Here is a 13808-nt window from a genome sequence, read left to right as displayed (position 1 = left end):
CGCGACGGCGGGCACACGGGTGAAGGCGCAGGGGAGCTGGTTGTGAGCAGGTGGGACTCGGGCGACGGCAGGCCGAGGAGCGGCTGGGACGGCCGCGGCCCGACCGGCGGCCCCCGAGACCAGGGCGACGTGCCCCCGCCCAAGCGCGGAACCCCCGCGGGCAAGCAGGGCCACGGCCAGCCAGCCAGGCGCGGCGACGGCAAGCCCGGCGCGTCGGGCAGGCGTGCCGACGGGCAGGGCTACGGCCAGACAGGCAACCGCGGCGACGGCAACCCTGCCGCCCAGGGGTCGGGTAGGCGTGCCGACGGGCAGGCAGGCAGGCGTGGCGGCGGCAAGCCGGGCGGTCAAGGGGCGGGCCAGCAGCGGTACGGGCGCGGGGACGGGCCGGTCGGCAAGCAGGGTGGGCAGGGCGCGGGTCGGGCGGGATACCCGCAGGGCGCAGCCAGCAGGTCCGGTTACCCGACCGCGCGCGGCGGTGGTCGGTCGCACGGGCCCGCGAGCAGGCGCACCGCCCCATCGGGCAAGTCCGGCTACGGGTACGCGAGCACCCACGGCCCCGGGGTGGCGGGCAAGGGCCAGCGGCCCCCGGGCCGCCGGGTGCGCAACCGGGCGTCCGGCGTCGATCACCGGGTGCGGGTCGTGGTGACCCGGTTCGTGCTGATCGCCTCCCTGGTGGCCGCGGGCCTGAAGCTGGTGCAGGTGCAGGTCTTCGAGGCCGAGGCGCTCGCCGCGCGGGCGGAGCGGCAGCGCGTGGAGACCATCCCGATCCCGGCGGCGCGCGGGGCCATCGTGGACCGCAACGGGGTCGAGTTGGCGTTCAGCGTGGAGGCGCGGTCGCTGGCGTGGCGGCCCCGCGCGCAGCGTCAGGTCATCGCCGAGCACAACAAGAAGCCCGGCGCCGAGAAGCTCGACTACGACAAGCAGACCGCCGACCTCGCGCGGCTGATGGTGGAGGTGCTGGGCAGCCGGGTCTCCGAGGCCGACCTGCTGGAGAAGCTGCGCTCCGACAAGTCCTTCGTCTACCTCGTCCACAACATCGAGCCCGCGAAAGCGCGGCTCATCACCGACCGGTTCCCGCAGGTCAACGAGGAGTACCGGGCGGTGAGGGAGTACCCGGGCGGCAGCCTGGCCGCCAACATCGTCGGCGTCGCGAACTGGCGCATGGACGACCCGGAGCAGGCCAACCACAACCTGCACGGGCTCGTCGGGCTGGAACTGCTGCGCGACAACGAGCTGTCGGGCAATCCGGGCTCGGTCACCGTGGAGACCAAGGAGGGCGGCAACGTCGTCATCCCCGGCAGCGAGCGCAACCGCCAGCCCGCCGTCGACGGCGCCGACCTGGAGCTGACCATCGACGCCGACCTGCAGTTCTTCCTGCAGCAGAAGGCCGAGGAGTACGCCAAGCGCAGCGGGGCGCAGTCGGTCAGCGTGGTCGTGCTCGACGCCAAGACCGGCGAGGTCTACGGCCTGGCCAACGACAAGACGTTCGACGCGAGCAAGTCCGGCTGGGACCCCGAGCTGATGACGAACCCCGCCGTCACCACGCCGTACGAGCCCGGATCGGTCAACAAGGTCGTGACCGCGATGGGCGCGATCGAGTACGGCCTCACCACGCCCACCGACGTGTACTCCGTCGCGGGCAAGACCCGCGTCGCCGACCGGATCGTCCGGGACGCCTGGTCGCACGGCCAAATCAACATGACCACGACCGGCATCTTCGGCAAGTCGTCCAATGTGGGCACGCTGATCCTGGCCGACAAGATCGGCCCTGACCGCTTCGCCGACCTGCTCGCCAAGCTGGGCATCGGCCAGCGCACCAACGTCGGCCTGCCCGGCGAGAGTCCCGGCTCGCTGCTCCCGCAGAGCCAGTGGTCGGGCAGCACGTTCGGCAACCTGCCGATCGGCCAGGGCCTGTCGATGACCGTCCTGCAGATGGCCGGGATGTACCAGACCATCGCCAACGACGGGGTCCGGGTGCCGCCGCGCATCGTCAAGGCGGTGATCAAGCCGGACGGCACGCGCGTCGAGGAGCCGCGCCCGGAGGGCGTGCGCGTGGTCTCCCCGCAGACCGCCCGCACCACCGTCGACATGTTCCGCGCGGTCGCGCAGGACGGCCCCGGCTACGACGACGGCACCGCGCCCAAGGCGGCGCTGACCGGCTACCAGATCTCCGGCAAGACCGGCACGGCGCAGCAGTACGACAAGGAGCTGGGCCGCTACAGCGACACCAAGTACTGGGTCACCTTCGCGGGCATCCTGCCCGCCGACGACCCGCGGTTCGTGGTGGGCATGGTCTACGACCGGCCGGTGTACTCCACTCCGGAGGGACACAGCGCCGCGCCGTTCTTCCACGACGTGGCCTCGTTCCTCGCCCAGCGCTACAACATCCCGCTGTCGGCCGAGCCCAGCCCGGTGGTGCCGCTCGTGCTGCCGTGATCGGCGGGTTGTACCTCATCGGTGGACCCGCGCGGGGAACCAGGGGTGGCATGGTCGCCCTCCGTGCGCGGGTAGCCTCCCCGACGTGCCCGCCAAGCTCGTCGGCAAGGCAGTCACAGCGCCGCCTCGCCCCACTCGCATCCCGCCCGTCGCGCTGGCCGATTTGGCCACCCGCGCGAACGCCCGCCCGGACCCGGACGCACCCGCGGTGTCCGATGTGGCCGTCACCGGCGCCACGCTGCGCGCCCAGCACGTGCGGCCCGGCGACGTCTTCGCCGCGCTGCCCGGCGCGCGTGCGCACGGCGCCGACTTCACCGCGGACGCGGTGAGCGCGGGCGCGGTCGCCGTCCTCACCGACGCCGCCGGGGCCGCCCGGCCCGCCGTGCGCGCCGCGGGCGTGCCCGTGCTCGTGCACGACGATCCGCGTGCCGCGCTCGGCCCGCTCGCCGCCTACATCTACGGCGAGCCGTCGCTTGAGCTGAAGGTCATCGGGGTCACCGGCACGTCCGGCAAGACCACGACCACCTACATGATCGACGCGGGCCTGGCCGCCGCCGGGGCCACGACCGGGCTGATCGGCACGGTCGAGACCCGCATCGCGGGCCAGCGGCTGGCCAGCGCGTTCACCACGCCCGAGGCGCCCGACCTGCAGGCGCTGCTGGCCGTCATGCGCGAGCGCGGCGTCACGCACGTGCCGATGGAGGTCTCCAGCCACGCGCTGGAGCTGGAGCGGGTCGGCGGCACGGCGTTCGCCGTGGGCGCCTTCACCAACCTGTCCCAGGACCACCTGGACTTCCACGCCGACATGGAGGACTACTTCCGGGCCAAGGCGCGGCTGTTCGACGGCCGCTCCCGGGCCGAGGTCGTCTGCGTCGACGGCGAGTGGGGTCGCCGCCTGGTCACCCCCGACACCGTCACCGTCGCCCTCGCCGGCGACGCGCACTGGACCGCGGGCGAGGTGCGCACCTCCCGCTCCGGCGAGCAGTCCTTCCGCATCCACACCCCCGACCAGCGCGCGATCGACGTCGTGCTGCCCATGCCGGGCCTGTTCAACGTCGCCAACGCCCTGGTCGCGGCCGCCTGCCTGGACGCGGTCGGCGTCGAGCACGACGCCATCGCCGCGGGCCTGGCCGGTGTCGGCGTGCCCGGGCGCATGGAGCGCGTGGCCGTCGGCCAGGAGTTCACCGCCGTCGTCGACTACTCGCACAAGCCCGAGGCCGTCGCCCTGGCCCTCGACGCCGTGCGCGCCCGCACCGAGGGCCGCGTCATCGTCGTGCTGGGCTGCGGCGGCGACCGCGACACCGCCAAGCGCCCGCTGATGGGCGAGGCCGCTGCCCGCCGCGCCGACCTGCTGGTCATCACCGACGACAACCCGCGCGGGGAGGAGCCATCGGCCATCCGCGCCGCCATGCGCGCGGGCGCCGAGAGCGCCCCCGACCGCGGCGACATCGTCGAGGTCGGCGACCGCCGCGAGGCCATCCGCGTCGCGGTCGCGGCCGCCCGTCCCGGCGACGTCGTCGTCGTCGCGGGCAAGGGCCACGAGACCGGCCAGGAGGTCGCTGGCGTCGTCCACCCCTTCTCCGACCGCGACGAGCTGGAGGCGGCGATCCGCGCCAGCCTGGGAGAGCCCGCATGATCCCGCTGACCATGGCCGAGGTCGCCGAGGCGACCGGCGGCCGACTCCACAACGCAGACGGCTCCGAGACCGTCACCGGCTCCGTCGAGTTCGACTCCCGCCGGGTCACCCCCGGCGGGCTGTTCATCGCCATGCCGGGCGAGAAGGTCGACGGCCACGACTTCGCCGCCCAGGCCGTCGAGCAGGGCGCGGTCGGGGTGCTCGCCGCCCGCGAGGTCGACGCGCCCTCGGTGATCGTCCCGCCGGTCACCGAGGCGCACCGCCGCTCGGTGGCGCTCACCGGCGACCGCGACGGCTCCGGCGCCGCGGTCCTGGCCGGGCTGGCCAGGCTCGCCCGCCACGTCGTCGACCGGCTCGACCGGCTGACCGTCGTCGGCGTCACCGGCTCGTCCGGCAAGACCTCGACCAAGGACCTGATCTCCCAGGTCCTGACCCCGCTCGGCCCGACGGTCGCCCCGCCCGGCTCGTTCAACAACGAGCTGGGCCACCCGTGGACGGCCCTGCGCGCCACCGCCGACACCCGGTTCCTCGTGCTGGAGCTGTCCGCCCGCGGCCCCGGCCACATCGCCGCGCTCTGCGACGTCGCGCCGCCGCGCATCGGCGTGGTGCTCAACGTCGGCAGCGCGCACGTGGGCGAGTTCGGCTCCCGCGAGGGCATCGCCCAGACCAAGGGCGAGCTGGTCGAGAAGCTGCCCGAGGACGGCGTCGCCGTGCTCAACGCCGACGACCCGCTGGTCGCGGCCATGGCGTCGCGGACGAGGGCGCGGGTCGTGCTGGTCGGCGAGGCCATGAACGCCCACATCCGCGCCGTCGACATCCGCCTCGACGAGCAGGCGCGGGCGAGCTTCACCATGGTCACCCCCAACGGCTCCGCCGACGTCGCCCTCGGCCTGCACGGCGCGCACCACGTCGGCAACGCCCTCTCCGCCGCGGCCGTCGCCCTGGAGGCGGGCGCGACGCCGGAGCAGGCCGCCCGCGCGCTGTCGGACGCCCGCCGCGTGTCCGCGCGCCGCATGGAGGTGATCACCAGGCCCGACGGCGTGACGATCGTCAACGACTCCTACAACGCGAACCCCGAGTCGGTGCGCGCCGCGCTCAAGACCCTGGCCGCGATGGCCCGCATGGGCAACCGGCGGCGGTCCTGGGCCGTCCTGGGAGTGATGGCCGAGCTGGGCGCGGAGTCGGTGGCCGCGCACGACGAGATCGGCAGGCTGGCCGTCAGATTGGACATCAACCGCCTGGTGGTGGTCGGCGAGCAGGCCGCGCCCATGCACCGGGGGGCGAGCCTGGAGGGCTCGTGGGGAGAGGAGTCGGTGCTGGTGCCGGATGTCGACGCCGCCGTCGCGCTGCTGCGCGCCGAGCTGGCCCCCGGTGACGTCGTGCTGGTGAAGGCCTCCAAGTCGGCCGCCCTGTGGCGGGTGGCCGACGCGCTGCTGGAGTCGCCCCAGGGGGAGACCCGGTGAAGTCCATCCTGATCGCGGCGGCGCTCGCGCTCGTCGCGTCCATCCTCCTGACCCCCTACCTGATCCGGGTGTTCTCCCGGCAGGGCTTCGGCCAGGAGATCCGCGAGGAGGGCCCGCAGGGCCACAAGTCCAAGCGCGGCACCCCGACCATGGGCGGCGTCGCGATCATCATCGCGATGTGGGTCGGCTACGGCGCCGCGCACGCGTTCAACGCCTTCGGCGAGGGCAACGACTCGCCGAGCGCGTCCGGCCTGCTGGTGCTGTTCCTGACCACCGGCCTGGGCATGGTCGGCTTCCTCGACGACTTCATCAAAATCCGCAAGCAGCGCAACCTCGGACTGAACAAGACCGCGAAGCTGGTCGGCCAGCTGGCCGTGGCGATCGTGTTCGCCATCCTCGCGCTGCGCTATCCCGACGAGAACGGCCTGACCCCCGCGTCGGACCACCTGTCGTTCGTCCGCGACATCGCGATCGTCTCCTTCGGCACGATCGGCTTCATCGTCTTCTGCTACCTGGCCGTGTCGGCGTGGTCGAACGCGGTGAACTTCACCGACGGCCTCGACGGCCTCGCGGGCGGCTCGTCGGCGATGGTGCTGGGCACCTATGTCGTCATCGCGTTCTGGCAGTTCAGCCACGACTGCGCCCGGGTGCAGGAGGCGGCCTGCTTCGACACCCGCGACCCGCTCGACCTCGCCGTGGTCGCCGCGGCGGGCATGGGCGCGTGCATCGGCTTCCTGTGGTGGAACGCCGCCCCGGCCAAGATCTTCATGGGCGACACCGGCTCGCTGGCCCTCGGCGGCCTGGTCGCGGGCCTGTCCATCGCCACGCGGACCGAGCTGCTGATGATCGTCATCGGCGGCCTGTTCGTGGTCGAGATGATGTCGGTGGTGCTGCAGATCGCGGTCTTCCGCACGACCCGGCGGCGGCTGTTCCGGATGGCCCCGTTCCACCACCACTTCGAGCTCGCCGGGTGGGCCGAAACCACGGTCATCATCAGATTCTGGCTGCTGGCGGGTGTCTGCGCGATGTTCGGCCTCGGCCTGTTCTACGCCGACTGGCTCGCCCTGGGCGGCGGCCGGTGACGCTCTACGCGGGCACGCGGGTCCTGGTCGCGGGCGCGGGGGTCGCCGGGACGGGAGTCGCGCGGGCGCTGGTGTCGCTGGGCGCGGAGGTCACCGTCGCCGACGGCGACGCGGCCCGCCTGGCCGCGCTGGAGCTGGACGTGCGCACCGCGCACGCCATCACCGAGCCGCCCGCCGGGACGGAGCTGGTCGTGACCAGCCCCGGCTGGCGGCCGGACAGCCCGCTGCTGGCCAACGCCGCCGTCGAGGTCATCGGCGACGTCGAGCTGGCCTGGCGGATCGGCGAGACGATGCCGGAGCCGCCGGTCTGGCTGGCCATCACCGGCACCAACGGCAAGACCACCACCGTCGGCATGCTGGAGTCGATCCTGCTCGCCGCCGGTCTGGACGCCGTGGCCTGCGGCAACGTCGGCCTGCCCGTGGTCGACGCGGTGCTCGCCGGGCACCGCGTGCTGGCCGTGGAGCTGTCGAGCTTCCAGCTGCACTGGCAGTCGTCGATGCGCGCGCACGCCGCCGCCATCCTCAACATCGCCGAGGACCACATCGACTGGCACGGCTCGCTGGAGGAGTACGCCCGCGCCAAGGCCCGCGTCTACACCGGAGCCCGGTACGCGGTCCACAACACCGCCGACGAGCTGGTCACCCGCCTCGCGCACGAGGTCGAGACCCAGCGCGTCGGGTTCGGCCTGGACACCCCGCGCCCCGGCGGCCTCGGCGTGGTCGAGGACCTGCTGGTCGACCGCGCGTTCACCGACGACCCGGTCAACGAGGCCGCCGAGCTGGCCACGCTCGCCGACGTCCGCCCGCCCGGCCCGCACAACGTCGCCAACGCGCTCGCCGCGGCCGCCCTCGCCCGCGCCTACGGCGTGGGCCCGGACGCGGTGCGCGACGGGCTGCGGGCGTTCACCCCCGGCAGGCACCGCGCGGAGGTCGTCGCCGAGGCGGGCGGCCTGACCTACGTCAACGACTCCAAGGCGACCAACCCGCACGCGGCGGGCGGCTCGCTGCGCGCGTTCGACTCGATCGTGTGGATCGCGGGCGGCCTGCTCAAGGGCGCGACCGTGGACGGGCTCGCGCGCGAGGTGTCCGGCAGGCTGCGCGGCGTGGTCGTCATGGGCGCGGACGGCGAGGTCATCGCGGGGTCGGTGGCGCGACACGCGCCGGATGTCCCCGTCGAGCGGGTCCCGTCGGGAGACGATGAGCCCATGATCGCAGCGGTCCGCGCGGCGCGCGCCCTGGCCCGTCCGGGGGATGTCGTCCTGCTCGCCCCCGCCGCGGCCTCCCTCGACATGTTCCGCGACTACGCCCACCGCGGCGAGGCGTTCGTCGAAGCCGTCCGGCGGCTCACCGGGGAGGACCACGGCGGCACCGGGGCCCGGTGATGGCCGTCGAGGCGCAGCCGAGGCCCAAGCGCGCCGGGCGCGGGGTGCGCGTCGGCGGGAAGCTGGGCGCGGCGAGCACCGCGCTGACCGCGTGGCTGGGCAGGCCGCTGGCGTCGTTCCACCTGGTGCTCGCGGTGTTCGCGCTGCTGACCGTGATCGGTCTGGTCATGGTGCTCTCGGCGTCGTCGGTGGAGTCCTACGACGACGGCAAGGGCCTCTACACCGTCTTCCTCAAGCAGCTGATCTACGTGGTCGTCGGCTCGGGCCTGTTCTGGCTCGGCGTGCGGCTGCCGCTGGCGCGCATCCGGTCGTGGAGCGCGCCGTCGATGGTGGTCAGCATCGTGCTGCTGGTCCTGGTCATCACCCCGCTCGGCGCCAACATCAACGGCACCAACAGCTGGTTCAAGCTGGGCCCGCTGTCGTTCCAGCCGGTCGAGGTGGGCAAGGTCGCGCTCGCGCTGTGGGGCGCGCACGTGCTGGTGGTGAAGAAGGCCGTCCTGCACCGCTACCGCCACCTGCTGGTCCCCGTCCTGCCGGTCGCCCTGCTGATGTGCGCGCTGATCATGCTGCAGCCCGACCTCGGCGGCACCATCACCCTGGGCGTGGTGCTCGTGGCCCTGCTGTGGTTCGCGGGCGCGCCGATGCGGCTGTTCGGCGCGCTCCTGCTGGGTGCGGTCGCCGGGGCGCTGCTGCTGGCCGTGGGCACCGACTACCGCCTCGAACGCGTCGTCGGGTTCCTCAACCCCGGCGATGACGCCGAGGGGCTCAACTACCAGGCCGACCAGGCCCGGCTCGCGCTCGCCGACGGCGGGCTGTTCGGCAGCGGGCTCGGCCAGGGATCGTCCAAGTGGAGCTTCCTGCCCAACGTCTACAACGACTTCATCTTCGCCCTGATCGGCGACGAGCTGGGCCTGCTCGGCTGCACGCTGGTGCTCGGCCTGTTCGCCATGCTGGCCGTGGTGGGCCTGCGCATCGCCACCCGCAACATCGACCCGTGGATCAGGATGGTCGCCGGGACGCTGACGGTGTGGCTGGTCGCGCAGGCGGCCATCAACGTCGGCTACGTCGTCGGCCTGCTCCCGGTCACCGGCATCACCCTGCCGATGATCTCCTCCGGCGGCACGTCCGTGGTCGTGACGATGCTGGTGTTCGGCATCCTCGCCAACTGCGCGCGCAATGAGCCCGAGGCGGTGTCGGCGCTACGCTCACAGGGGCCGGGCCGCTTCGGCAGGATCATGCGCCTGCCCGCGCCGGACCCGTACCAGCCGCCGAAGAAGCGCAGGCCCGCGCGGCCCACCGCGCGCCCGCGCGGCTCGGGGCGGCCGACCGGGGTGACCGCGAAGCGGGTGCCGCAGGCCCGGCAGAAGGCAAGCCGCGCGACCCCGCGCGCCAGCAAAGGAGGACGTCGTTGAGTTCAGGTACCGGTCCCTGCGTTGTCGTCGCCGGCGGCGGCACGGCCGGGCACATCGAGCCCGCGCTCGCGCTGGCCGACGCGGTCCGCAGGCTGCGGCCGGACGCCCGGATCGTCGCGCTGGGCACCGAGCGCGGCCTGGAGAAGACCATCGTCCCCGCCCGCGGCTACCCGCTGGAGATGATCCCGCCGGTCCCCATGCCGAGGAAGCCGAACGTCGACCTGCTGAAGCTGCCGCTGCGCGTGCGCGCGGCCATCAAGCAGACCCGTGAGGTGCTCGACCGCGTCGGCGCGGACGTGCTGGTCGGCTTCGGCGGCTACGTCGCCCTGCCCGCCTACCTGGCCGCCCGCGGCCGCATGCCGATCATCGTCCACGACACCAACGCCCGCATCGGCCTGGCCAACAAGGTGGGCGCCAAGTTCGCCGACCGGGTGGCCGTCGCGATGCCCGGGACCGGGCTGGCCAACGCCGAGGTCGTGGGCATCCCGCTGCGCGAGTCGATCGTCAAGCTGGACCGGCGGGCGCTGCGGGCGCAGGCGCGGGAGTTCTTCGGCCTGCACCCGACCGCGCCGACGCTGCTGGTGTTCGGCGGCTCGCAGGGCGCCCGGTCGATCAACAACGCGGTGTCCGGCGCGGCGAAGGCGTTCGCCGACGCCGGGATCGGCGTGCTGCACGCGCACGGGCCGAAGAACACCCTGGCCGTGCAGGAGTTCCCGGGCGCGCCCCGGTACGCGTCGGTGCCGTACCTGGAGCGCATGGACCTGGCCTACGCCGCCGCCGACGCGGTGCTGTGCCGGTGCGGGGCGATGACGGTGGCCGAGGTGTCGGCCGTCGGCCTGCCCGCGGTGTACGTCCCGCTGCCGCACGGCAACGGCGAGCAGGCGCTCAACGCGGGCCCGTCGGTGAAGTCCGGGGCCGCGCTCATGGTCCAGGACGCCGAGCTGACCGCGGACAAGGTCGCCTCCCTGGTGGTGCCCATGATGACCGACCCGACCCGGCTGCGGCAGATGTCGGCGGCCGCTCAGGGCAGCGGCCACCGCGAGGCCGCCGACGTCCTCGCCCGCATGGTGCTCGACACGCTCAAGGACCGGAAGTGAGTCTGGAACGCGCCCACCTGGTGGGCATCGGCGGCGCGGGGATGAGCGGCATCGCCCGCATCCTGCTCGCGCGCGGCATGGCGGTGTCGGGCTCCGACGCCAAGGAGGCGCGCTCGTTCCTGTCGCTGCGCGCGCAGGGCGCCCGCATCGCGGTCGGGCAGGCCGCGGAGAACCTGGACCTGCTGCCGGGCGGCCCGTCGGCCGTGGTGGTGTCCACGGCGATCAGGGAGACCAACCCCGAGCTGGCGGAGGCGCGGCGGCGCGGGCTGCCGGTGCTGCACCGCGCGCAGGCGCTGGCCGAGCTGATGGTCGGACAGCGGTCGGCGTGCATCGCGGGCACGCACGGCAAGACGTCGACCACGTCGATGCTGACGGTGGCGCTGCAGCACTGCCGCCTCGACCCGTCGTTCGCCATCGGCGGCGACCTGAACGAGTCGGGGTCGAACGCGCACCACGGCACGGGCGGGATCTTCGTCGCCGAGGCGGATGAGTCGGACGGATCGTTCCTGGTCTACACGCCGTCGGTCGCGGTGGTGACCAATGTGGAGGCCGATCACCTCGACCACCACGGCACCGTCGAGGCGTACGTCGCGGTGTTCGACTCGTTCATCGAGCGCATCGAGCCCGGCGGCGTGCTGATCGCGTGCGCGGACGACCCGGGTTCGGCCGCGCTGGCCGAGCGCGCGGCCGCGCACAGCATCCGGGTCCGCCGGTACGGGCGGCGCGCCTTCGGCGAGCACGACGCCGTGCTGCTCGACTACCGGGCCGTCGACGGCGGCGGCGTCGCGCGGGTGCGGATCGGGTCGGACGAGTTCGACCTGGACGTGGCCGTGCCCGGCGAGCACATGGCAGGCAACGCGCTGGCCGCGCTGCTGGCGGGGGAGGAGCTGGGCGCCCCCCGGTCCGGGATGCTGGAGGGCATCGCGTCCTTCGGCGGCGTGCGCAGGCGGTTCGAGTTCAAGGGCCGCGCGGGCGGCGTCCGCGTCTACGACGACTACGCCCACCACCCGACGGAGGTCGACGCCCAGCTGCGGGCGGTCCGCCCCGCCGCGGGCGAGGGCCGGATCGTGGTGGTGTTCCAGCCGCACATGTACTCGCGCACCGAGGCGTTCGCCGCCGAGTTCGCCACCGCCCTCGGGCTGGCGGACGAGGTGGTCGTGCTGGACGTGTTCGGCGCGCGCGAGGAGCCGGTGCCCGGGGTGTCGGGCGCGCTCATCGCCGACGCGGTGCCGCTGCCGGAGGGCAGGGTGCACTACGAGCCCGCGTTCGACAAGGTCATCACGAAGGTCGCGGACCTGGTGCGCGACGGCGACCTGGTGATGACGATGGGCGCCGGCGACGTGACGTCGCTGGGCCCTGAGCTGCTCGCCGAGCTGGATCGGCGCACGGGTGACTAGGTCCGCCAGGCCCGCGCCGCGCCGCCGCCCGGCGGCGCGGCGCGCCCGGCGGCGGTTCCTGGTCCGCCGGTTGACGGTCATCGGCGTGATGCTGGTGATCACGGCGGTGGTGTATGTCGTGATGTTCACGTCGGTGCTCGGCGTGCGCGAGGTCTCGGTCGTCGGGATCAAGGAGCTGACGGCCGAGGAGGTGCGGAAGGTCGCCGCGGTCGAGTCGGGCACGCCGTTGGCGCGCGTCGACACGGCGGAGGTGGCGGCGAAGGTGCTGGAGCTGCCGCGCGTCGCGGGCGTGGACGTGGGCCGGTCGCTGCCGGGCACGCTGGAGATCACGGTGACCGAGCGGACCCCCGTGGCGATGATCGTCGCCGAGGACGGGTTCCATTTGGTGGACGTGGAAGGCGTGGATTACGCGGTCAAGGCGAAAGCGCCCGCCGGTTTGCCCACATTGAAGGCGCCGGAACCGGCGGCGGTGAAGGCGGGCGTGCAGGTATTGCACGCGCTCCCGGCGAAACTGCGCCCACAGGTGCGGGTGGTGGACGCGCGAACCGCGCACGACGTGCGGTTGACGTTGAAGGACGGGCGCGTCATCAAGTGGGGCGGGGTGGAGGATTCCGCGCATAAAGCGGCGGTAATCGGGGCCTTGTTGACACAGAAGGGAAAGGTCTACGACGTGGCCGCTCCCGAGTTTCCCACCATTGGGTGATCTTCGCGGCCCAAACCTCTTGCTACTGCGGCAAAGCACGTTCAGTTGTCGGCCCGTTACGGCATTCTCCGCGAAATGGGAGGTCAACGGAAGCCACCCCAGGGCCGGGATCGCGCCCTAGGGGCACAACTGCGAGCGGTCCGCGTCGAGCGGACGAACCTGTCACTGGAGCAAGCCGCCGAGGCGATCGGCTGGTCGATCTCGACACTCAGCCGGGTGGAGAACGGCAAACGGCACATCACCACCGAGGACATGGCCACCGTCCTGGCGATCTACGGCGTGCCCCGTCCGCTGCGCGAGCAGATGGTCGCCAACGCCCGGACGGGCGATCAGACCGGCTGGTGGGCCCGCGACCTGCCCGGCATGCCGCACCTCAACACCCTCATCAGCAAGGAGTCCGACGCCCGGCAGATCACCAGCTGGGCGGTCAGCGTCATTCCGGGTCTGCTCCACACCAGGCACTACTCCGAGGCCATCATGCGCGCGGACGGCCTCGCGGGCGATCAGGTCGAAGTCAGGTGGGCGGCGCGGCAGAAGCGGCAGGAGGTGCTGCGGAAGATCGACTACACCGCCTTCATCCACGAGCACGCCCTCCGGTCGGCGTTCGGCGGTCGTGAGGCTTTCAGGGAGCAACTGGAGCACCTGTACGCGGTCTACGACCGCGGCATCGGTGTCCGCATCGTCCGCCAGCACCCGGCGGCCTTGCTGCATTCGTGGATGTTGATGGAGTTCCGCCGTGACAGCCCGGTCGTCTACGTCGAGCTGATGCGCAGCGCCGTCTTCCTTTACGACGAAGAGGTGAAGCCATACCAGGACATCCGTGCCAAGATCGAGCAGTCGGCCATGTCATCGGCGGACAGCAGGCGCTTCATCGGATGGATGCTGGAAAGGTTGTGATCATGGAGTGGCGTAAGTCTTCCCGGTCCGGCAGCGAAGGCGACTGCGTGGAACTGCGCCAAGACCTAGCGGCGCTGCGCGACAGCAAGCGCCCTGACGCGGTCCTGGAGGTCTCCCGAACCGCCATCACCCGCCTCATCGGCCAGGTGAAGTGATGGACTGGCGCAAGTCGTCCCGGTCCGGCAGCGCAAGCGACTGCGTCGAGCTACGCCGGGACATGACCGCGATCCGCGACAGCAAGCACCCCCAGACCGAACTCCCCACCCCGGCCCTTCGAGCCCTCCTCACCCACCTCCGCTAGCG

The 13808-nt window shown here is 72.9% G+C and carries 12 protein-coding genes; all 12 read left to right on the top strand.

What is annotated here, in order from left to right:
• Positions 1–42: 42 nt before the first annotated feature.
• The 12 genes from IEY98_RS18145 (at position 43) to IEY98_RS33145 (ending at position 13806) form a co-directional block, all read left to right on the top strand.
• Positions 43–2436, top strand: coding sequence for a peptidoglycan D,D-transpeptidase FtsI family protein (locus IEY98_RS18145; RefSeq protein ID WP_229787002.1), 2394 nt, complete (start codon positions 43–45; stop codon positions 2434–2436).
• A gap of 85 nt (positions 2437–2521) precedes the next feature.
• Positions 2522–4072 carry a UDP-N-acetylmuramoyl-L-alanyl-D-glutamate--2,6-diaminopimelate ligase gene (locus tag IEY98_RS18140; RefSeq protein ID WP_189211587.1) on the top strand — a complete coding sequence of 517 codons (1551 nt, stop codon included), beginning with the start codon at positions 2522–2524 and terminating at the stop codon, positions 4070–4072.
• Complete coding sequence (locus IEY98_RS18135) at positions 4069–5535, top strand: UDP-N-acetylmuramoyl-tripeptide--D-alanyl-D-alanine ligase (protein WP_189211586.1); 1467 nt, start codon at positions 4069–4071, stop codon at positions 5533–5535. Before IEY98_RS18140 ends, IEY98_RS18135 begins: the two co-directional genes overlap by 4 nt.
• The gene (mraY, locus tag IEY98_RS18130; RefSeq protein ID WP_189211585.1) at positions 5532–6617 is read left to right on the top strand and encodes a phospho-N-acetylmuramoyl-pentapeptide-transferase; all 1086 of its coding nucleotides are present in this window, start codon (positions 5532–5534) and stop codon (positions 6615–6617) included. The genes IEY98_RS18135 and mraY overlap by 4 nt, the downstream gene beginning before the upstream one ends.
• Positions 6614–7999 (top strand): UDP-N-acetylmuramoyl-L-alanine--D-glutamate ligase, encoded by a 1386-nt coding sequence (murD, locus tag IEY98_RS18125; RefSeq protein WP_189211584.1) that lies wholly within the window; start codon positions 6614–6616, stop codon positions 7997–7999. The genes mraY and murD overlap by 4 nt, the downstream gene beginning before the upstream one ends.
• Entirely contained in the window at positions 7999–9411 is a 1413-nt protein-coding gene (ftsW, locus tag IEY98_RS18120) for a putative lipid II flippase FtsW (protein ID WP_189211583.1), read from the top strand. The genes murD and ftsW overlap by 1 nt, the downstream gene beginning before the upstream one ends.
• The gene (gene murG, locus IEY98_RS18115; RefSeq protein ID WP_189211582.1) at positions 9408–10508 is read left to right on the top strand and encodes an undecaprenyldiphospho-muramoylpentapeptide beta-N-acetylglucosaminyltransferase; all 1101 of its coding nucleotides are present in this window, start codon (positions 9408–9410) and stop codon (positions 10506–10508) included. Before ftsW ends, murG begins: the two co-directional genes overlap by 4 nt.
• Before the next feature lie 41 nt (positions 10509–10549).
• Positions 10550–11905 carry a UDP-N-acetylmuramate--L-alanine ligase gene (gene murC, locus IEY98_RS18110; protein ID WP_189211874.1) on the top strand — a complete coding sequence of 452 codons (1356 nt, stop codon included), beginning with the start codon at positions 10550–10552 and terminating at the stop codon, positions 11903–11905.
• A gap of 88 nt (positions 11906–11993) precedes the next feature.
• Complete coding sequence (locus tag IEY98_RS18105) at positions 11994–12608, top strand: cell division protein FtsQ/DivIB (protein ID WP_189211873.1); 615 nt, start codon at positions 11994–11996, stop codon at positions 12606–12608.
• A 75-nt stretch (positions 12609–12683) separates the two neighbouring features.
• Positions 12684–13505 (top strand): helix-turn-helix domain-containing protein, encoded by an 822-nt coding sequence (locus tag IEY98_RS18100; RefSeq protein ID WP_229787061.1) that lies wholly within the window; start codon positions 12684–12686, stop codon positions 13503–13505.
• Positions 13484–13660 (top strand): DUF397 domain-containing protein, encoded by a 177-nt coding sequence (locus IEY98_RS18095; RefSeq protein ID WP_189211580.1) that lies wholly within the window; start codon positions 13484–13486, stop codon positions 13658–13660. The genes IEY98_RS18100 and IEY98_RS18095 overlap by 22 nt, the downstream gene beginning before the upstream one ends.
• Positions 13660–13806, top strand: a complete 147-nt coding sequence (locus tag IEY98_RS33145) for a DUF397 domain-containing protein (protein ID WP_189211579.1) — start codon at positions 13660–13662, stop codon at positions 13804–13806. Before IEY98_RS18095 ends, IEY98_RS33145 begins: the two co-directional genes overlap by 1 nt.
• Positions 13807–13808: the final 2 nt, after the last annotated feature.

Origin of the sequence: Actinokineospora fastidiosa (genome assembly GCF_014648415.1) — a bacterium.
GTDB classification, from domain to species: domain Bacteria; phylum Actinomycetota; class Actinomycetes; order Mycobacteriales; family Pseudonocardiaceae; genus Actinokineospora; species Actinokineospora fastidiosa.
This window is presented reverse-complemented; position numbering and strand designations above follow the sequence as displayed.

Excerpts from the sequence above, each read along its gene's own strand:
- murC (WP_189211874.1), top strand. The coding sequence starts at position 10,550 with ATGAGCGGCATCGCCCGCATCCTGCTCGCGCGCGGCATGGCGGTGTCG.
- IEY98_RS18095 (WP_189211580.1), top strand. The coding sequence starts at position 13,484 with ATGGATGCTGGAAAGGTTGTGATCATGGAGTGGCGTAAGTCTTCCCGG.
- IEY98_RS18105 (WP_189211873.1), top strand. The coding sequence starts at position 11,994 with ATGCTGGTGATCACGGCGGTGGTGTATGTCGTGATGTTCACGTCGGTG.
- IEY98_RS18100 (WP_229787061.1), top strand. The coding sequence starts at position 12,684 with ATGGGAGGTCAACGGAAGCCACCCCAGGGCCGGGATCGCGCCCTAGGG.
- ftsW (WP_189211583.1), top strand. The coding sequence starts at position 7,999 with ATGGCCGTCGAGGCGCAGCCGAGGCCCAAGCGCGCCGGGCGCGGGGTG.
- IEY98_RS18135 (WP_189211586.1), top strand. The coding sequence starts at position 4,069 with ATGATCCCGCTGACCATGGCCGAGGTCGCCGAGGCGACCGGCGGCCGA.
- IEY98_RS33145 (WP_189211579.1), top strand. The coding sequence starts at position 13,660 with ATGGACTGGCGCAAGTCGTCCCGGTCCGGCAGCGCAAGCGACTGCGTC.